Source organism: Streptomyces drozdowiczii, from assembly GCF_026167665.1.
Classification (GTDB): Bacteria; Actinomycetota; Actinomycetes; order Streptomycetales; family Streptomycetaceae; genus Streptomyces; species Streptomyces drozdowiczii_A.
Genome location: NZ_CP098740.1, coordinates 6,561,298 through 6,583,302 on the forward strand (window position 1 = coordinate 6,561,298; position 22,005 = coordinate 6,583,302).

Below are 22,005 nucleotides of genomic sequence, written 5' to 3' on the forward strand. Positions count from 1 at the left end.
AAAACCGAGCCCGCTCCCGGTTTTCGGACCGGTAAGCCGGTCCCGTGGTGCCCGATGCCCTGGCCCGGTGACGTTCTCCTCGCTTTTATCCGCCCGTAGTAGGCCATGGACGCCGCACCGGCACGGCCGGCTTCGTCCTGCCCTCTCCGTCCCCCGAAAGCTCTCCCCGAAGGTGTGTCCCGGCATGCGCGAAAACGGCTCTGCCTCCCCGGAATCCGCTCCCGAAGAGTTCTTCGGGACGACCGCAGCCCAGCAGGGCGTCTGGTACGGGCAACTGGTCGATCCAGACAGCCCGAAATACAACATCGGTGAATGCTTCGAGATCCGGGGCGACCTGGACGAGGCGCTATTCGCCGCCGCCGTCGACCGGGCCTTCGAACTGTGCGACAGCCTCAACCTCGAGTTCGTCACGGAGGGCGACACCCTCCTCCAGCGCGTCGTCCGCGAGCCCGGCGCCCGCCGGCTCCGGATCGTGGACATGTCCGGGGCCGCCGACCCCGCCGCCGAGGTCGAGCGCTACCTCGCGACGGACATGGCCACGCCCGACAGCCTGCACCGCCCCCGGCACCACATGGCCCTGCTCCGCGCCGGCGACGGGCTGTCCTACTGGTACGTCCGCTTCCACCACATAGCCGTCGACGGCCTCGGCGGCGCCCTCTTCACCCGCGCCGTGGCCGACCTCTACGGACGCGCGGTGCGCGGCGAGGACCTCGCCGGGGCCACGCTGCCCGCCGCACCCCTGCGCGAACTCGTCGCCGACGAGACGGCCTACCTGGCATCCGACCGCCACGAAGCCGACCGCGCCTACTGGACCGCCAAGTTCGCCGGTCCGGCCGCCGAAACCGGGGACGACGACACGCACGGCGGCCGGACGCTCATCCGCCGCCGCACCGACCTCCCCGCACCGGCCGACCCCGACGCGCCGACCACCACCGGCACGTCCGGCATGCGGCTGCACAACGGCGAGTCCCTGTCCGCCGAGGTCTTCGAGGACCTGCGCCGACTCGCCGGCGCCCACCGCACCACATGGAGCGCCGTCCTGGTCGCCGCGGTCGCCGCCTACACCGCCCGGGTCACCGGCACCCGCGAGGTCACCGTGGGCCTCGCCTCCAACGGCCGGCACGGCGGGCTGCGGCACATCGTCGGCATGACCGCCAACATCCTCCCGCTCCGCCTGGCCCCCACCGACGCCATGTCCGTCGGCGACCTCGTCCGCGCGGCGGCGGCCGAGATGCGCGGCGCCCTGCGCCACCGCCGCTTCTCGCGCGAACAGCTCGCCCGCGAACTGAACACGGGCGACGACGCGGCCCGCCTCACCGGCATCGTCGTCAACATCATGGGCTACGACTACGACCGGGACTTCGCCGGAATCCCCGCCCCCTCCCGGGTGCTGTCGGTGGGCCAGGTGGACGACGTGTCCCTCTTCGTCTCCGAACGGGCCGAGGGCAAGGGCCCGTTGATCGGCTTCGACGCCCGGCCCGACCTCTACCGCCCCGAGGACGTCCGCCTCCACGAGCAGGCCGTGGTGTCCTTCGTCTCCGCCCTCGCCGCCGCCGACCCCGGACTGCCCCTGCGCGACCTGCCGCTCGTGGACGAAGCCACCGCCCCCGCCCTGCGCGCCCAGGGGCTCGGCACCGGCCTGCCCGAGAAGGCCCTCGCGCGGACCCTGCCGGAGGCGTTCCGCGACCAAGCGCGCCGGACCCCGGACGCCCCGGCCGTCGTGGACGGGGCGCACACCCTCTCGTACCGGCAACTCGACCGGGCGGCCGACGACCTGGCGAGCGCGCTGACCGGATGGGGCATCGGCGCCGAGGACGGCGTCGGGGTGCTCCTGGGGCGCTCGGCCGCCGTGCCCGCCGCCACCCTCGCGACCGTCGCCGCGGGCGCCGCCTATGTCCCGATGGACGCGGCCTGGCCCGCCGAACGGCTCGGCCGCGTCGCCGAGTCCGCCCGCGTCCGCGCACTGATCGCCGACGAGCGGACCGCCCGCGAACCCTGGGTCCGCGAGGCCGCCGCCCACCTGCCGCTCCTCGTGGTGGACGGGGGCGGCCGGGTACTCGACGGAGCGCCGGAACGGCCCGGGCCGCTGCCCCGGATCAGCAGACCCGACCGGCTCGCGTACGTCATGTTCACCTCCGGCTCCACCGGCCTGCCCAAGGGCGTCGGCGTCACCCATGCCGACGTCCTGGCCCTCGCCGCCGACAGCGCCTGGACCGACGGGGTGTCCGACGCCGTCCTCATGCACTCCGCGTACGTCTTCGACGCCTCCACCTTCGAGCTCTGGGTGCCGCTCCTGAACGGCGGCCGGGTGGTCGTCGCCCCCGGCGGCGTCCTGGAGGCGCGCGCCGTCCGCGAGGCGGTGGAACGGCACGGCGTCACCGCGCTGTTCCTCACGACGGCCCTGTTCAACGTGATGGCCGAGGCGGACCCGGCGGTCTTCGCCGGGCTGCGCGTGGTCGCCGCCGGCGGCGAGGCCGCGACCCCCGACCTCATGCAGCGGGTGGCCGCCGCCTCGCCCCGCACACGCGTCCTGCACGTCTACGGCCCCACCGAGACCACCACCTTCGCCACCCGCCACCCCGTCACCGCCGAAGCCCCCGGTGTCCCGCCGATCGGCCGCCCGCTGGACGGCATGGGGCTGTACGTGCTCGACGACACCCTGGACCTGGTGCCGCCCGGCGTGGTGGGCGAGCTGTACGTGAGCGGGCACGGCGTCGCCCGCGGCTACCAGGGCCGTGCCGCGCTCACCGCCACCCGCTTCGTCGCCGACCCGTACGGGGCGCCCGGCAGCCGGATGTACCGCACCGGCGACCTCGTGCGCTGGACCGCCGCGGGCGACATCGAGTACGTCGGGCGCGCCGACGGCCAGGTCAAGCTGCGCGGCTTCCGCATCGAACCGGCCGAGACCGAGCACGCCCTGCTCACCGACCCGGACGTGCGCGGCGCCTGCGTCATGGTCCGCGAGGACACCCCCGGCGACCGCCGGCTCGTCGCCTATGTGGTGCCCGCGCCCGGAGCCCGCACGGACACCGCCGCACTGGCCCGGCGCGTCGGGCGCACGCTGCCCGCGTACATGGTGCCGTCCGCCTTCGTCGTCCTCGACGCCCTGCCCCTCAACCCCAACGGCAAGGTCGACCGCCGCGCCCTGCCCGCGCCCCGGACCGCCACCGGCACCGGCCGCGCACCGCGCACCGCGTACGAGGAAGTGCTCGCCGGGCTGTTCGCCGACGTGCTGGGCATGGACGCGGTCGGGGTGGACGACAGCTTCTTCGCCCTCGGCGGCCACTCGCTGCTCGCCACCCGGCTCACCGGCCGGGTCAGGGCCGCCCTCGGCGTCGAACTCGCCCTCGCCACCCTCTTCGACCACCCCACGGTCGCCTCCCTGGCCGCGGCCCTGGACACCGCGGGTGCCGCCCGCCCCGTCCTCGTACCGCAGCCCCGGCCCGAGGAGCTGCCGCTGTCCTTCGCCCAGCAGCGCCTCTGGTTCCTCAACCGGTCCGAGGCGCCCGGCGACACCTACAACGTCCCGCTCGTCCTGGAACTCGACGGACCCCTGGACACCGAGGCGCTGCGCGGCGCCCTGGCCGATGTGGCCGTCCGGCACGAGAGCCTGCGCACCACGTTCGCCGAGCGCGACGGCGTCGCCCGCCAGCGGATCATCGAGGCCGAGGCCGCCGCGTCGCTCGTCCCCCTCACCCTCGAAGAGCCCCCGGCGGACGGGGACGCCGACCTCTGGGAGGCCGAGACGGTCCGCCGGCTGAGCACCGCCCCCTTCGACCTGAGCCGGGACCCCGCCGTCCGCGCCCACCTGCTCCGGCACGGGCCCGCCCGGCACGTCCTGGTCCTCGTCCTGCACCACATCGTCGCCGACGGCTGGTCCCTCGCCCCGCTCTGCCGCGACCTCTCCGCCGCCTACCTGGCCAGGACCGAGGGCAGCGGCACCCCGGACTGGGCGCCGCTGCGCGTGCAGTACGCCGACTACACCCTCTGGCAGCACCGACTGCTCGGCGACGACGGCGACCCGGACAGCCTCGCCGCCCGGCAGACCGCCTTCTGGCAGGAGGCCCTGCGCGGCGCCCCCGGCCTGCTCGCCCTGCCCCTCGACCGGCCCCGCCCCGCCGTGCCCAGCCACCGGGGCGCGTCCGTCCCCTTCGACCTACCCGCCCCGGCGCACGCCGCCCTCGTCCGGCTCGCCCGCACCGCCGGGTGCACACCGTTCATGGTGCTCCAGGCGGCCCTCGCCGTGACGCTCGGTGCCCATGGCGCGGGCAGCGACATCCCGCTCGGCACCGCGGTGGCCGGGCGCACCGACGAGGTGCTCGACGAGCTGGTCGGCTTCTTCGTCAACACCGTCGTCCTGCGCACCGACCTCTCCGGCGAGCCGACGTTCCGCGAACTCCTCGACCGGGTCAAGCAGTCCGACATCGCCGCCTTCGGCCACAGCGACCTGCCCTTCGAACGGATCGTGGAGGCCGTCAACCCGGAGCGGTCCGGCGACCACCACCCCCTCTTCCAGACGATGCTGGTCCTCCAGAACCAGGACCGGGCCGAACCGGAGCTGCCCGGCATCACCGTCCGCGACCGGTCCCGGCACCAGGGCGGCAGCAAGTTCGACCTCACCTTCTCGCTGACCGAGACCGAGGAGAGCCCCGAGGCCCCTGCGGGCATCGGCGGCTACCTGGAGTACGCCACCGACCTCTTCGACGCCGCCACCGCCCGCGCCCTCTGCGCCCGCTTCGCCCACGTCCTCACCCAGGCCGTCACCGACCCCGGCCGCCCCATCGGCGACCTGGACCCCCTCACCCCGGCCGAGCGGGAAGAACTCCTCGCCCGGGGACACGGCGCGCCCCGGCCCCTGCCCGCGCTCACCGCCCCCGAAGCGGTCCGGGCCCAGGCCCTGCGTACGCCGGAGGCCGTCGCCGTGCGCGACGCGCACACCCACCTCACCTACGCCGAACTCGACGTCCGGGCCGACGGCCTCGCCCACGCGCTGCGCGAGCGCGGCGCGGGACCGGAGACCAGGGTCGCCATCGCCGCGCCGCCCTCCGTGCACACCGCCGTCGCGATGCTCGCCGTGCTGCGGTCGGGCGCCGCGTACCTGCCGGTCGACCCGGCCTACCCGCACGCCCGCATCCGCCACATGCTGGACGACGCGCGCCCCGTCCTCGTCCTCACCGCCGGGGACGTGCCCACCGGCGACATCCCCCGGCTCGCCATCGACGCCCCGCACGCAAACCCCGCCACTCCGCTCCCGTACACACCCCACCCGGCGGACCCGGCCTACGTCATCTACACCTCCGGGTCCACCGGCCGCCCCAAGGGAGTGGTCGTCACCCATGGCGCGCTGGCCAACCACATGGCCTGGATGGCGGGGCACCTGACGGTCAGTCCGCAGGACCGGGTCCTCGCCAGGACGTCCACCAGCTTCGACGCCTCCGTGTGGGAGGTGTGGCTCCCGCTGATGTACGGCGCCGAGGTGTGCGTACTGCCGTCCGGGGCCAACACGGAGCCGGACACGCTGGTCTCCTGGATGAGCCGATTCGGCGTCACCGTCGCCCAGTTCGTACCCTCCCACCTCACGCTCGTCCTGTCCGAGGCGGCCCACGCCGCACCCCTGCCCGGACTGCGTGCCGTCCTCTGCGGCGGGGAGCCCCTGCCGCGCGCCCTCGCCGAGGAGACGGCCGCGCTGTGGCGGACGGAGGTGCACAACCTCTACGGGCCGACCGAGGCCACCATCGACGCGACCGCCCACCGCGTCCCCGCCACGCCGGACACCCCCTACGAGACCGTGCCGATCGGCCGGCCCGTCGACACCATGCGCGCCTACGTCCTGGACCACCGGCTGCGGCCCGTCCCGCCCGGGGTCACCGGTGAGCTCTACCTCTCGGGCCCCAACCTCGCCCGCGGCTACCTGGACCGGCCCGGACCGACCGCCGCCCGCTTCGTCGCCGACCCCTTCGACGGTGCCGGCGCCCGCATGTACCGGACCGGCGACCTCGTCCGGTGGAACGCGGCCGGGCTGCTCGACTACGTCTCCCGCGCCGACGACCAGGTCAAGCTGCGGGGCTTCCGCATCGAACTCGGCGAGATCGAGGCCGCCCTGCTCGCCCGCCCCGGGGTCACCGCCGCCTGCGCGGTGATCCGCGAGGACGCGCCGGGCGAGCGCCGCCTCGTCGCCTACGCCGTCACCACGGACCGGGGCCCGCGCCCGGCCGCCCTGCGCGACGCCCTCGCCGAGGCGCTGCCGCACTACATGGTCCCCGCCGCGGTCGTCGCCCTGGACGAACTGCCGCTCCTGCCCAACGGCAAGACGGACCGGCGAGCCCTGCCCCGGCCGGAGGAGGAGGCGGGGGACAGCGCCGGCGCGCTCGGCCCGCGCGAGGACCTGCTCGCCGGGATCTTCGCCGAAGTGCTGGGCCGCCCCGGCGTCGGACCGCACGACAGCTTCTTCGACCTGGGCGGGCACTCGCTCCTCGCGATGCGCGTCGTCAGCCGGGTCCGCACGGTCCTCGGCGCCGACCTCGCCGTCCGCACCCTGTTCGAGCACCCGACCGTCACCGGGCTCGCCCGGGCCCTGGACAGCCGGGCGGGCTCCCGCCCGCCGGTCCTGCCCGTGGCCGAGCGGCCCGACCCGCTGCCCCTGTCGTACGCGCAGCAACGGCTCTGGTTCCTGAACCGGCTCGAAGGCCCCAGCTCCTCGTACCACATCCCGCTGGTCCTCGACATCGACGGGCCGCTGGACACCGACGCGCTGCGTGCCGCCCTCCGGGACGTCGTGGAGCGGCACGAGGCGCTGCGCACCGTCTTCCCCGAACGGGACGGCGTGCCGCAGCAGTTGGTGCTGCCCGCCGATGCCGTCGCCCCCCGGCTGCCCGTCGAGAGCACCGCCCCGGCCTGGCTGGACGCGGCCGTCGCGGCCGCCGTGGACGAGCCGTTCGACGTGGCCGGCGATCCGCCGCTCAGGGCCAGGCTGCTGCGCACCGCGCCCGGCCACCACGTCCTCGTGCTGGTCCTGCACCACATCGCCGGCGACGGCTGGTCCCTCGCCCCGCTCGCCCGCCACCTGGGCGACGCCTACCGGGCCCGCCTCGCCGGGCGGGAACCCGAGGCCGGCGACGGGATCCAGTACGCGGACTACACCCTGTGGCAGCAGGCCGTCCTGGGTGACCCGGACGCCCCCGGCAGTGTGCTGCGCGAGCAGCTGGACCACTGGCACGCCGCGCTCGCCGGACTCCCCGGGCTCATCGACCTGCCGCTCGACCGCCCGCGCCCGGTCACCACCGACCTCTCGGGGGGCGTGCACGCCTTCGACGTACCGCCCGCGCTGCATGCCGAACTCCTGCGTGTGGCAAGGGAATCGGGCACCACGCTGTTCATGGTGCTCCAGGCGGCCGTCGCCACCCTGCTGCACCGGCACGGTGCCGGTGACGACATCCCCCTCGGCACGCCCGTCGCGGGCCGCACCGACGAGGCGCTGGAGGAGCTGGTCGGGTTCTTCGTCAACACCCTCGTCCTGCGCACCGATCTGTCCGGTGCGCCTACCTTCCGTGAACTCCTGGAGCGCGTGCGGGAGTTCGACCTCGCGGCCTACGCACACCAGGACGTGCCGTTCGAGCGGCTGGTCGAGAGCGTCAACCCGGTCCGGGCCCGCAACCACCACCCCCTGTTCCAGACCATGCTGGTCCTCCAGAACCAGGACGCCGTACGCCCCGACCTGGCGGGACTCGACGTCGAGGACCGGCTCGTCCACAACGGCCTGAGCAAATTCGACCTCACCTTCGCCTTCGGCGAGGAGCGGGGCGCGGGCGGCCTCACCGCCGGGATCGAGTACGCCGCCGCCCTCTTCGACCGCGCCACCGTCGAGGCCCTGGCGGCGCGCCTGCTGCGGCTCCTGGAACAGGTGGCCGCCGACCCCGCCCTGCCCCTCGCGGACTACGACCTGCTGACCCCGGACGAACGCACCCGCACCGCCCACCGGGGCACCGGCCGCGAACTCCCCGCCCCCGCACCGGACACCACCCTGCCCGCGCTCTTCGCCGCGCAGGCCCGCCGCACCCCGGACGCCGTGGCCGTGACCGGCGACGGCACCACCCTCACGTACACCGCGCTCGATGCCGTCTCGGCCGATCTGGCCGGTGCACTCGCCGGTCTCGGGGCCGGTCCGGAGACCGGTGTCGGCGTGCTGCTCTCCCGGTCACCGGCCGTCGTCTCCGCGTCCCTCGGCGCGGTGCGCGCCGCCGCCGCGTACGTCCCGATGGACGCGCGCTGGCCCCGGGAACGGCTCGACCAGGTCGCCGAAGTGGCGGATGTACGGGTCCTCGTCGTGGACGAGCCGGCCGCCGCGTCCGCCTGGGTGACCGAGACCGCGCGCCGCATCCCGGTCCTCGTCGTGGACCGCACCGGACGCGTCCTGCGCGGCGCGCCCCCGGCACCCGGCAGGGCCGCCGCCGTACCGGGCCCGGACACGCTCGCGTACGTCATGTTCACCTCCGGCTCGACCGGCCTGCCCAAGGGCGTCGGGGTCAGCCACGCCGACGTGGCGGCGCTGGCCGAGGACTCCGCCTGGCACGGCGGCGCGGCCGACGCGGTCCTGATGCACTCGGCGTACGTCTTCGACGCGTCCACCTTCGAGATGTGGGCGCCGCTCCTGCGCGGCGGCACGGTCGTCGTCGCACCCGAAGGCGTCCTGGAGGCCAGGACGTTGCGCGATGCCGTCCGCGAACAGGGCGTCACGGCGGTGTTCCTGACGACCGCTCTGCTCAACGTGATCGCCGACACCGACCCGGGCGCCTTCGCCGGACTCCGACTCGTCTGCGCGGGCGGCGAACTCGCCTCGCCCGACGCCATGCAGCGGGTCGCCGGAGCCGCGCCCGGTGTCCGCGTCCTGCATGTGTACGGCCCCACCGAGACCACCACCTTCGCCACCCGCTACGACGTCGCCGCCGACCTGCCTGCGGGCCCGCCGCCCATCGGCCGGCCCCTGGACGGCATGCGGCTGTACGTGCTCGACGGCGCGCTGGGCCCGGTCCCGGCGGGCGTCACGGGCGAGCTGTACCTCGCCGGGCGCGGCGTCGCCCGGGGCTACACCGGCCTGCCCGCCCTGACCGCCACCCGGTTCGTCGCCGACCCCTTCGACCCGGACGGCGGGCGCATGTACCGCACCGGCGACCTCGTGAAGTGGACCCCGGACGGGCAGATCGCCTACGTCTCCCGCGCCGACAGCCAGGTCAAGCTGCGCGGCTACCGCATCGAACCCGGCGAGATCGAGTCCGTCCTCGCCTGCTGCGAGGGGGTCGCCGACTCCTTCACCGCCGTACGCGAGGACGTCCCCGGAGACCGGCGGCTCGTCGCCTACGTGGTGCCCGCCGGGGCCGTCCGCCCCGACCCGGCAGAACTCGCCGAAGCCGTCGGCCGCTCGCTGCCCGCCTACATGGTGCCCTCCGCGTTCGTCCTGATCGACGCCCTGCCGCTGACCGTCAACGGCAAGGTGGACCGGCGCGCCCTGCCCGCGCCCGAACAGCACGCCGCGCCACGCGGGCGCGCCGCCCGCACCGCGCGCGAGGAGATCGTCTGCGGGCTCTTCGCCGATGTCCTCGGCCTCCCGGCCGTGGGCGCCGACGACGACTTCTTCGCCCTCGGCGGCCACTCCCTGCTCGCCACCCGGCTCGTCGCCCGCATCCGGACCGCGCTCGCCGTCGAGGCCCAGGTCAAGGCGGTCTTCGAGCACCCCACGCCCGCCGCGCTCGCCGCCGCCCTGGACGGTGCCGGAGCCGCCGCCCCGCCGCTGGTGCGCATCCCGCACCGGCCGGACCCGCTCCCGCTCTCCTTCGCGCAGCAGCGCCTGTGGTTCCTCAACCGGTTCGAGGGCCCCAGCCCCACCTACAACGTGCCGCTGGTACTGCGCCTGGAAGGACCGCTCGACGCCCCGGCCCTGGAACGCGCCCTCGTGGACGTCGTGGAACGGCACGAGAGCCTGCGCACCGTGTTCCCCGAGACCGGCGGCGTGCCCCGTCAGCTCGTCCTCGCCGCCGACCACGCCGACCTGGACCTGACCCCCCGGGCCGTCCACCCGGACCGTTTGGACGAGGCGCTGGCCGCCGAGGTGGCGCACGCCTTCGACGTCACCGCGGACCTGCCCGTACGGGCCCGGCTGCTCAGCCTCGGGGCCGAGTCCCACGTACTGGTCCTCCTCGTCCACCACATCGCCGGCGACGGCTGGTCCCTCGCCCCGCTCGCCCGCGACCTCGGCGACGCCTACCGCGGCCGCGGCCGGGGCCAGGCGGCCGACCTGCCCGGACTCCGCGTCCAGTACGCCGACTACACCCTCTGGCAGCGCGCCCTCCTCGGCGACGAGAACGACGCGGACAGCAGGGCCGCCCAGCAGCTGGACTTCTGGCGCACCGCGCTGGCCGGCAGCCCCGGCCTGCTCGCCCTGCCCCTGGACCGGCCGCGCCCCGCCGCCCTCACCTACCGGGGCGACGCCTTCACGTTCCCCGTGGACGCGGACACGCACCGGGCGCTCGCCGAGCTGGCCCGCGCCAGGGGATGCAGCCTGTTCATGGTGCTCCAGGCGGCCCTGTCCGTCCTGCTCTCCCGGCACGGCGCGGGCGAGGACATCCCCCTCGGCACCGCCGTCGCCGGACGCACCGACGAGGCCCTGGACGATCTGGTGGGCTTCTTCGTCAACACCCTCGTGCTGCGCACCGACCTGACCGGCGACCCCACGTTCACCGAAGTGCTCGACCGGGTCCGGGCGTACGACCTGGCCGCCTACGCCCACCAGGACCTCCCGTTCGAACGGCTGGTGGACGCCCTCGCGCCGACCCGGGCGCAGGACCACCACCCGCTCTTCCAGACCATGATCGTCCTCCAGAACCAGGCGGACACCGCGCTCGGCCTCGACGGTCTCACCGTGACCGAGCAGCCCGTGCGCACCGGGATCAGCAAGTTCGACCTCACCTTCACCTTCACGGAGACCCGCGACGAGGCGGGCCGGCCCACCGGGCTCGACGGGAACCTGGAGTTCTCCACCGACCTCTTCGACCCCGCCACCGCGCACGCCCTGGCCGCGCGCCTGACCCGCCTGCTCGCCTCGCTCGCCGCCGACCCCGAGGGGCGCGTCCGCACCGCCGCGTTCCTGGACGCGGCCGAGCGCGCCGAGCTGGACCGGGCCGCCCCGGGGCCCGTCCGCCCGGTCCACGCGCGGACCGCGCCCGAGGCGTTCCGCGCCCAGGCCGCCCGGACCCCCGGACGGACCGCCGTCCGGACCGGCGCCCAGCGGCTCACCTTCGCCGAACTGGACGCCCGCTCCGACGACCTGGCCCACCACCTCCACGACCGGGGCATCGGCCGCGGCGACCTCGTCGCCCTCGCCGCCGAAGGCAACGCCGACCGCGTCGTCGCGATGCTGGCCGTCGCCAAGGCCGGGGCCGCCTGCCTGCCCGTCGACCTGGACTATCCCGAAGCCCGCGTCACCCACATGCTCGACGACGCCCGCCCGGCCCTCTTCCTCGTCCACGACATGGCGCGCGCCCACCGGTACGCGGCCGTGCCCCGTCTCGCGCTCGGCGACCGGTCCGCCTGGCCGGCCGGACGAGGGGCGCCACCGGCCGCCGCCGCGCCCGGCCCGGACGACGCCGCCTACGTCATCTACACCTCCGGCTCCACCGGCCGCCCCAAGGGCGTCGTCGTCACCCACGCCGCCCTCACCAACCACATGGCCTGGCTGGCCGGCCACCTCGCCCTCACCGGCGACGACCGCGTCCTCGCCCGCACCTCGCCCAGCTTCGACGCCTCGGTCTGGGAGACCTGGCTGCCCCTGCTGCACGGCGGCGCCACCTGCCCCGTACCGGCCGCGCTCAACCACGACCCGGCCGGGCTGCTGGCCCGGATGCGCGACGAGGGCATCACCCTCGCCCAGTTCGTGCCCTCCCACCTCGCGCTCCTGCTCACCGAGACCGGGGCCGAGGCGGCGCCCCCGGCGCTGCGGGCCGTCGCCTGCGGCGGCGAGCCCCTGACCCGCGCCCTGGCGGCCCGGGCCGCCAGGGCCTGGGGCGCCGAGGTGCACAACCTCTACGGCCCGACCGAGACCACCATCGACGCCACCGCCCACCACGTCCGCGCAGAGGACGCGGGGGAGGAGGGCGGCATCCCGCTCGGCCGCCCCGTCGACAACACCCGCGCCTACGTCCTGGACGCCGCGCTCCAGCCCGTACCGGCAGGAGTCACCGGCGAACTCCACATCGCCGGCGACGGCCTCGCCCGCGGCTACCTCGGCCGCCCCGGGCTCACCGCCACCCGCTTCGTCGCCGACCCCTTCGGCCCGGCCGGCAGCCGCATGTACCGCACGGGCGACCTGGTCCGGCGCGACGCCGACGGGCTCCTGCACTACGTCGCCCGCGCCGACGACCAGGTCAAGCTCAACGGCTTCCGCGTCGAACTCGGCGAGATCGAGGCCGCCCTCACCGCCGTCGACGGCATCACCGCCGCCTGCGCCCTCGTCCGCGAGGACCGGCCCGGCGAACGGCGCCTGGTCGCGTACACCGTGGGCGACCGGCTCACCGACGGCGCACTGCGCACCCGGCTCACCACCGCCCTGCCGCCGTACATGGTGCCCGCCGCCTTCGTGGCCCTGGACGCGCTGCCGCTCCTGCCCAACGGCAAGACGGACCGCGCGGCCCTCCCCGCACCGGAGCGGCCGGACGCCGCGCGGCCGGGCCGGGAGCCGCGCACCGCGCCCGAACGCGTCCTGTGCGAGGCGTTCGCCTCCGTACTCCGCGCCCCCGCCGTCCGGACCGACGACGACTTCTTCGCGCTCGGCGGCGACAGCATCCTCTCCATCCAGCTCGTCAGCCGCGTCCGGGAAGCCGGGCTCGCCGTCACCCCCCGGGACGTCTTCGTCCACCGCACCCCGGAGGCCATCGCGGCCGTCGCCGCACCGCTGGACGGCGCCACCGGAGAACCGGACGGGCACGGCACCGGCACCATGGAACCGACCCCCATCGCCGCCTGGTTCCTCGAACGCCCCGGCACCGCCGACGGCTACAACCAGTCCGGGGTGCTGAGCACCCCCGCCGGGGCCCGCGAGGACACCCTCGTCGCCGCGCTCCAGCTCCTCGCCGACCACCACGACATGCTCCGCCTGCGGGTCACCCGCATCGCCGGGGGCGACCCCGTACTCGAAACGCTGCCGCCCGGCGCCGTCACGGCCCGGCGCCGCTTCACCCGTATCGACATCGCCGGACTCGACGCCGACGCAGCCCGGGCCGCGCTCACCGAAGCGGGCGAACGGGCCCGCAGGCGCCTGCGGCCCTCCGCCGGAGCCGTCTTCGAGGCGGTCTGGGGCGACGCCGGACCCGGTGCGCGCGGGCGCCTCCTCCTCGTCGTGCACCACCTCTCCGTCGACGCGGTCTCCTGGCGCATCCTCGCCGACGACCTCGCCCACGCCTGGCGGGTGGCCACCGGCACGGCAACCGCGCTGCCCGCCGCCACCACCTCGTACCGGCGCTGGTCCCAGCTCCTCGCCGAACAGTCCCGCACACCGGCCCGCACCGGCGAACTGCCCCTGTGGGAGGAAGCGCTGCGGACACCGGACCCCCAGCTCGGCTACCGGCCGCTCGACCCGTTCCTCGACACCGCCGACGGCACCCGCACCCTCACCACCCACCTGCCCGCCACCTGGACCAAGCCCCTCCTCACCACCGTCCCCGGCGCCTTCCACGCCGGAGTCGACGACATCCTGCTGACCGCGCTCGCCCTCGCCGTCAACGCCTGGCGGACCCGCCCGGACACCGCCGTACTCCTCGACGTGGAGAGCCACGGCCGGGAGCAGATCGCCGACCACATCGACCTGTCCCGCACGGTCGGCTGGTTCACCAGCCTCTACCCCGTCCGGGTCGACCCCGGCCCGCTGGACGTCCGCGACCCGGCACGCTTCGGCGCCTCGCTCGTTGAGCGTGCAGTGAAGCGCGTCAAGGAACAGCTGCGCGCCGTCCCCGACCACGGCGTCGGCCACGGCATGCTGCGCCACCTCAACCCGGCCACCGGCCCCCGTCTGGCCGCCCCCGCACCGCAGATCGGCTTCAACTACCTGGGTCGGTACGCGGCCCCGGGCCGGGCGGCGGACGGCGACTGGGACGTCCTGCTCGACGCCGGAGGACCGCGCAGCCAGGACCCCGACATGCCCGTGCACCACGTCCTCGACATCAACGCGCACACCGAGGACCTGCCGGAAGGCCCCCGCCTGGTGGCCCGCTGGACCTGGCCCAGCGACCTGCTGAAGGAGGAGGACGTCGGCGCACTGGCCGAGGCGTTCAACCGCGCCCTGCGCGCCGTCGCGGAACACGCCGAACAGCCCGGAGCAGGCGGCTGGACGCCGTCCGACCTTCCCCTGGTCTCGCTCAACCAGGCCCAGATCGACCGACTGCAGAACAAGTGGGGTGGACGCAAGTGAACGGGTTCCAACTGGAGGACGTACTCCCGCTGACGCCGCTGCAGGCCGGGATGTACTTCCACGCGCTGTACGACTCGCACGCCGTGGACGTCTACACCGCGCAGTTCGTCTTCGACCTGGAAGGCCCCGTCGACGTCGCGACCCTGCGCGCCGCCGTCGCCGGCCTCCTCCGCCGCCACGCCAACCTGCGCGTCGGCTTCCTCCACGAGGACCTGGACGAACCCGTGCAGGCGGTCGCGGCCGAGGTCCCCGTACCCCTGGAGGAGCTGGACCTGACCGGCGCCGACGAGGTGCCCGACCGGCTCACCGCCTTCCTCGCCGCCGACCGCACCCGCCGCTTCGACCTGGCCACCCCGCCCCTGATGCGGTTCACCCTCGTACGGACCGCGCCGGACCGGCACCGCCTGGTCATGACGAGCCATCACATCCTGTTCGACGGATGGTCGTTGCCCCTGCTGGTACGGGAGCTGTTCGAGCTGTACGCGGCCGGCGGCGACGACACCGCACTGCCCCGCGTCACCCCGTACCGCGCCTACCTCGTCTGGCTCTCCCAGCAGGACCGCGCCGCCGCCCTCGACACCTGGTCCGCCGCCCTCGCCGGCATCGAGGCGCCGACCCTCCTCGCGGAGCGGGACGGCCCGGACGGTGCCGCCGAACTGCCCGAGACGCTCGTCCTCGACCTGGACGCGGCCGTGACGGACCGGCTGCGCGAGACGGCCCGCGCCCACCGCCTCACCCTCAACACCCTGGTCCAGGGCGCCTGGGGCCTGCTGCTCGGCCACCTCACCGGACGGTCCGACGTGGTGTTCGGCACCACCGTGTCCGGGCGCCCGCCGGAGCTTCCCGGCGTCGAGTCCATGGTCGGCCTGTTCATCAACACCGTGCCCGTCCGCACCGGACCCGCGGCCGGCGAGACCCTGGCTAAGTTCCTGACCCGGCTCCAGGCCGAGCAGGGCCGGCTCCTCGGCAGCCAGCACATCGGCCTCAGCGACATCCGGGGCGTCACCGGACTGGACGAACTCTTCGACACCCTCGTCGTGTTCGAGAACTACCCGATGGACGCCGAGGCCCTGCGCACCGCCCAGCGCGGACTGCCCGGCCTCGCCGTCACCGGCTTCAGCGGCACCGACGCCGCCCACTACCCGCTCACCCTCACCGTCGCCCCCGGCGACACCCTGAGGATCACCTTCGGCTACCGGGCCGCCGTGCTCGACCGCCAGGAGGTGGCCGAGACCGTCTCGCGCATGCGGCAGCTGCTGACGGCCATGGCCCAGGACCTCGGCCGGCGCGCCGACACCGCGCCCTTCCTGCTCGACGGCGAACGCGAGGAGCTGATCGCCCGGGGCACCGGCGCCGCCCTCCCCGACGGCACCACGGCCCTGAGCGTCCCGGAGGCCATCGCCGAGCGGGCCGCCCGCCGCCCCGACGCGGTGGCCGTCTCCGGCGCCGGCGAGCAGCTGACGTACGCACAGCTCACCGGTCTCGCGGACCGGCTCGCCGCCGCCCTGACCGGGCTCGGGGCCGGGCCCGAGGACGGCGTCGGCATCCTCGTCGCCCGTTCGGCCGCCACCGTCACCGCCTCGCTGGCCACCCTGCGCGCGGGCGGGGCCTATGTGCCCCTCGACCCCCGCTGGCCCACCGAACGGCTCAACCGGGTCACCGACGTCGTCCCCCTGCGCGTCCTCGTCGTGGACGAGACCACCGCCTCGCTGCCCTGGGTCCGCCAACTCGGGCCGGACACCGCCCTGCTGACCGTCGACCGCGCCGGCCGCGTCCTCACCGGCGGCCCCGCCACCCCCGGCCCGCTCCCCGCCGCACCGGGCGGCGACCGGCTCGCGTACGTCATGTTCACCTCCGGCTCCACCGGACTGCCCAAGGGCGTCGGCGTCAGCCACGGCGACATCGCCGCGCTGGCCGCCCACCATGGCTGGGACGGCGGCGCCGCCGACGCCGTCCTGCTGCACTCCGCGTACGTCTTCGACGCCTCGACCTTCGAACTCTGGACCCCGCTCCTGCGCGGCGGACGCGTCGTCGTCGCCCCCGAGGGCCCGCTCCAGCCCGACACCCTGCGGGACCTGGTGACCCGGCACGGCGTCACGTCCGCCTTCCTGACGACGGCCCTCTTCAACGTCCTGGCCGAGACCGACCCCGGCTGCCTCGGACAACTGCGCCTGGTCGCCGCCGGCGGCGAGGCCGCCGCGCCCGGGGTCATGCAGCGCATCGCCGCCGCCCACCCGGGGACGACCGTCCTGCACGTCTACGGCCCCACCGAGGCCACCACCTTCGCCACCACCCACCACGTCGGCCCCGACCACACCCCGGGCGGCGCCCCGCCCATCGGCCACCCGCTCGACGGCATGCGCGCCTACGTCCTGGACGCCGCCCTGAGCCCCGTACCGCCCGGCGCCGAGGGCGAGCTGTACCTCGCGGGCCCCGGCGTCGCCCGCGGCTACCTCGGCCGGGCCGCCCTCACCGCGACCCGCTTCGTCGCCGACCCCTTCGCGGCCGACGGGGCCCGCATGTACCGCACCGGCGACCTGGTGCGCCAGGACGCCGACGGCACCGTGCGCTACGTCGCCCGGGCCGACCAGCAGATCAAGCTCCGCGGCCACCGCATCGAACCCGCCGAGATCGAAACGGTCCTGCGCGACCACCCCGCGGTACGCGCCGCCTGCGTCCTCGTACGCGAGGACCTGCCCGGCGACCGCACCCTCACCGCCTATGTCGTCCTCGCGCCCGGCGAGACGCCCGACCCCGGACTGCTCGCCGCCCACGTCGGCCGGCTGCTGCCCGCGTACATGGTCCCGGCCGTCATCCAGCCGCTGGACGCCCTGCCCCTGACCCCCAACGGCAAGATCGACCGCAACGCCCTGCCCGCGCCCACCGCACCCCGCACGGCGGCCGGGCGGGCACCGCGCAGCGCCATGGAGGAGATCCTCGCCGGGCTCTTCGCCGATGTGCTCGGCGTGGACCGGGTCGGCACCGACGACAGCTTCTTCGCGCTGGGCGGCCACTCCCTGCTCGCCACCCGCCTCGTCGGCCGCATCCGCACCGCCCTGCACACCGAGACCGACATCCGCACCCTGTTCGAGCACCCCACCGTCGCCGCGCTCGCCACGGCCCTGGCAGGCGCCGAGGGCGGCACCCGCCCCGCCCTCGTCCCGCAGCCGCGCCCCGCCGAACTCCCGCTGTCGTACGCCCAGCAGCGGCTCTGGTTCCTGCACCGGCTCGACGGGCCCTCCGCCACGTACAACATCCCCCTCGCCGTACGCATCGACGGACCGCTCGACGCCGACGCCCTGTGCACCGCCGTCGCCGACGTCATCGCGCGCCACACCGCCCTGCGTACCGTCTTCCCCGAGGGCGAGGACGGGCCGTGCCAGCACATCACCGCGCCCGGCGACGTCGTCATCCCCTTCGCGATGGAGAGCGTCGAGGAGGCGAAGCTGCGCCACCGCGTCGCCGCCGCCACCGCCGAGACCATCGACATCGAACGCAGCCTGCCGCTGCGCGCGACCCTGCTCCGCCTGGCGCCCGACGCCCACGTCCTCGTGCTCGTCGTCCACCACATCGCCGCCGACGGCACCTCGCTCGCGCCCCTCGCCCACGACCTGGGCCTCGGCTACCGCGCCCGCGCCCGGGGCGAGGAGCCCAACTGGGCCCCGCTGCCCGTCGACTACGCGGACCACACCCTCTGGCAGCGCGACCTGCTCGGCGACGAGAAGGACCCCGACAGCCTCGTCTGCCGGCAGCTCTCCCACTGGCGGCACGCGCTGGACGGGCTGCCCGAGGCGATCGAACTGCCCTGGGACCGGCCGCGCCCCGCCACCTCCCGGCACACCGGCGCCACCCTCGGCTTCTCCGTGGACCGGGCCACCGCCCGCCACGTCACGGAGCTCGCCCGCACCTGCGGCTCCAGCGTCTTCATGGTCCTCCAGGCCGCCCTGGCGACCGTCCTCTCCCGGCACGGCGGCGGCGAGGACATCCCCCTGGGCACGGCCGTCGCCGGACGCACCGACGAGGCGGCGAACGGCCTCGTCGGCTTCTTCGTCAACACCCTCGTCCTGCGCACCGATCTGAGCGGCGACCCCACCTTCCGCGAACTCCTGGGCCGGGTCCGCGAGTTCGACCTCGCCGCCTACGCCCACCAGGACGTGCCCTTCGAGCGGCTGGTCGAACTCCTCAACCCGGCGCGCGCCCAGAGCCACCACCCGCTCTTCCAGACCATGCTGGTCCTCCAGAACCAGGCGTCCGCCGCCATCGACCTGCCCGGCCTCACCGTCACCGGGGTGCCCGCCGAGGCGGAGGTCAGCAAGTTCGACCTGTCGTTCGCGCTCACCGAGACCTACGACGGCACCGGCGCCCTCGACGGGATGCGGGGCACCGTCGACTACGCCACCGAACTCTTCGACGCGCCCACCGTCCAGGGCCTGGCCGACCGGCTGGTCCGGCTCCTCGGCGCCGTCACCGCCGACCCGGACCGCCCCCTGCACACGTACGACCTGCTCACCCCCGCCGAGCACGGCCGCCTCACCGCCCTCGGCACCGGACCCGCCGACGACCTGCCCGCCACGACGGTCCCCGCACTCTTCGAGGAGTGGGCCCGGCGCACCCCCGCCGCCCCGGCCGTCCGCGACGCGCACACCAGCCTCACCTACGGCGAACTCGACGCCCGCGCGGGCGCCCTGGCACGCCACCTCACCGAGCGGGGCATCGGCCCCGAGGACCGGGTGGCCGTCGCGCTGCCCCGGACGTCCGAGCTGGTCGTCGCCCTGCTCGCCGTCCTCAAGGCGGGCGCCGCCTATCTCCCGCTGGACCCGGACTACCCGGCCCAGCGCCTCTCGTACATGCTGGACGACGCGCGCCCCCGCCTGCTCCTCACCACCCCGGAACTCCACCGCGGCCTGCCCGAGCACCCGGTGCCGCACCTGTACACCGACGACCTCGGCGACAGCGGCGCGGCGCCCGCTCCGGTCCGCATCGACCCGGCCAACCCGGCGTACGTCATCTACACCTCGGGCTCCACGGGCCGCCCCAAGGGCGTCGTCGTCACGCACCGGGGCGTCCGCGCCATGGCCAGGACGCAGAGCGAACGGCTGCGGGTCGGACCGGGCAGCCGGGTGCTGCACATGGCGTCGGTCAGCTTCGACGCCGCGTTCTGGGAGCTGTGCATGGGGCTGCTCACCGGCGCCTGCCTGGAGATCGACACCCGCGACGCCCTGCTGCCGGGACCGGCCCTCGCCGGGCTGGTCCGCGACCGGGGCGTCACCCACCTCACCATCCCGCCCGCCGCCCTCGCCGTGATGCCGCCGGACTCCCTCCCCACGGGCCTCACCATGGTCCTCGCCGGAGAGGCGTGCCCGCCCGCACTCGTCCACGCCTGGGCCGGGGACCGTTTCCTCGTCAATGCCTACGGCCCGACGGAGACCACTGTCTGCGCCACCATGAGCACCTTCCAGCACGCGGAAGGGCCCCTCGCCCCCGACCGCACCGTGCCCATCGGCGCCCCCGTCGACGGCACCCGCGTGTACGTCCTGGACGACCGGCTGGCCCCCGTGCCCCCCGGGGTCACCGGCGAGCTGTACGTGGCCGGTGAGGGCGTCGCCCGCGGCTACCTCGGCCGGTCGGCCCTCACCGCGACCCGCTTCGTCGCCGACCCCTTCGCGGGCGACGGGGCTCGCATGTACCGCACCGGGGACCTGGTGCGGTGGACGCCCGACGGCCGCCTCCTCTACGTCTCCCGCGTGGACGACCAGGTCAAGCTGCGCGGCTTCCGCATCGAACTCGGCGAGATCGAGGCCGCGCTCGGCTCGCACCCCGGGGTCGCCGCCGCCTGCGCCACCGTCCGCGAGGACCGCCCCGGCGACCGGCGCCTCGTCGCCTACACCGTCCCCGCCGCCGACGGGCCCGCCCCCGGCTGGGCGGAACTGCGCGCCCACCTCGCCGCCACCCTGCCCGAACACATGATCCCCGCAGCCCACGTCCGGCTCGACGCCCTCCCCGTGACGCCCAACGGCAAGACGGACCGGCGCGCGCTGCCCGCCCCGGAGAGCCCGGCGGCGGCCGGCGGGCGCGCCCCGCGCACCGCCCGCGAACGGGAACTCTGCGAGGTCTTCGCGCAGACCCTCGGGGTGCCCGAAGTCGGCGTCACCGACGACTTCTTCGCGCTCGGCGGCCACTCCCTGCTCGCCGTCACGCTGGCCCGCCGGATCGGAGAGCGCTGCGGGGTGCGGCCCTCCCTGCGCGCCCTGTTCGCGACACCCACCGTCGAGGGCGTCGACCGTCTCCTCGGCCGGGCGCCGGGGGAGGAGGAGCACGAGGAAGCGGCGGTACCGGACTTCGCCGCCGAGGTGCGCCTCGCGCCCGACATCACCGCCGAGCGCCGGGGCCGCCGGCCCGCCCACCCCTCCGCGCGGCCCCTGCTCACCGGCGCCTCCGGCTTCCTCGGCGCGTTCCTGCTGCGCGATCTCATCGAGGCCACGGACGGCCCCGTCGACTGCCTCGTGCGGGCCGCGAGCCCCGACAGCGCGGCCCAGCGGCTCCGGGCCAACCTGGAGCACTACGGCCTGTGGCAGTCCCGGTACGCCGACCTGATCCACCCCGTCCCCGGCGACCTCGCGGCCCCCGGCCTCGGCCTCGCACCCGACGAACGGACCGCCCTCGCCCGGCGCCTCGGACCCGTGCTGCACAACGGGGCACGCGTCAACTTCGCCGCCCCGTACGGTGATCTGCGCGCGCCCAACGTCGGCGGCACCGAGGAACTGCTGCGCCTCCTCGCGGACTCCGGTTCGCCCGGCCTGCACTACGTCTCCACCACCGGCGTGTACGCCCCGTCGCGCGGGACGGACCCCACGCCGCTCACCGAGTCCTCCCCGACCGGACCGGCGGACGGCCTGCCGGACGGATACGCGCAGAGCAAGTGGGTCGCCGAGCAACTGGTGGGCCTCGCCCGCGAGCGCGGCCTCCCGGTGACCGTGCACCGCCCGGGCCGGATCAGCGGCGACACCGCCACCGGTGCCTGCCAGGACCGCGACCTGCTCTGGCAGCTCATCAAGGGCTGCCTCCAGGCCGGAGCGGTGCCCGACCTGGCGCACGGCACGACGGACTGGGTGCCGGTGGACTACGTCAGCGCCGCCGTGGTGGCCCTCAGCACCGCCGAACGGCCCGGGGCCCCGGCGTACCACTACACCAACCCGGACGCGCCCGGCCTGGACCGCGTCTTCGAGGCGGCGGCCCGCCTCGGGTACGAGCTGCGCCCCGTGACGCCCGAGGAGTGGCGGGCCTGCGTGGCCGAACACCCGGACAACGCCGCGCAGTTGTTCCTCGGCGATGACGGGTCCGGCGAGGACGAGGCGGACCACCGACGCTTCGACTCCGGCCGCACGGCCCGGGCGGCGGAGGAGGCGGGCGTGCGCCAACAACCGCTCACCGACGAGGTGCTGACGCGCTATCTGACGTACTTCCAGGTCACGGGCTTCCTGCCGGCTCCCGGAGCGCTTCCGGGGGCGTAAACGATCACCAAATGTCAGGTTCCCGGCGATTCGCATACAACC

General features: G+C 75.4%; 2 protein-coding genes. Both read left to right on the plus strand.

The window, feature by feature from the left end; translation table 11 throughout:
* Window positions 1-184: 184 nt before the first annotated feature.
* A complete protein-coding gene (locus NEH16_RS29765; RefSeq protein ID WP_265546103.1) occupies window positions 185-14,452 on the plus strand; it encodes a non-ribosomal peptide synthetase in 14,268 nt (4,755 codons plus the stop codon).
* Complete coding sequence (locus NEH16_RS29770) at window positions 14,449-21,963, plus strand: non-ribosomal peptide synthetase (RefSeq protein ID WP_265546106.1); 7,515 nt, start codon at window positions 14,449-14,451, stop codon at window positions 21,961-21,963. Before NEH16_RS29765 ends, NEH16_RS29770 begins: the two co-directional genes overlap by 4 nt.
* Window positions 21,964-22,005: the final 42 nt, after the last annotated feature.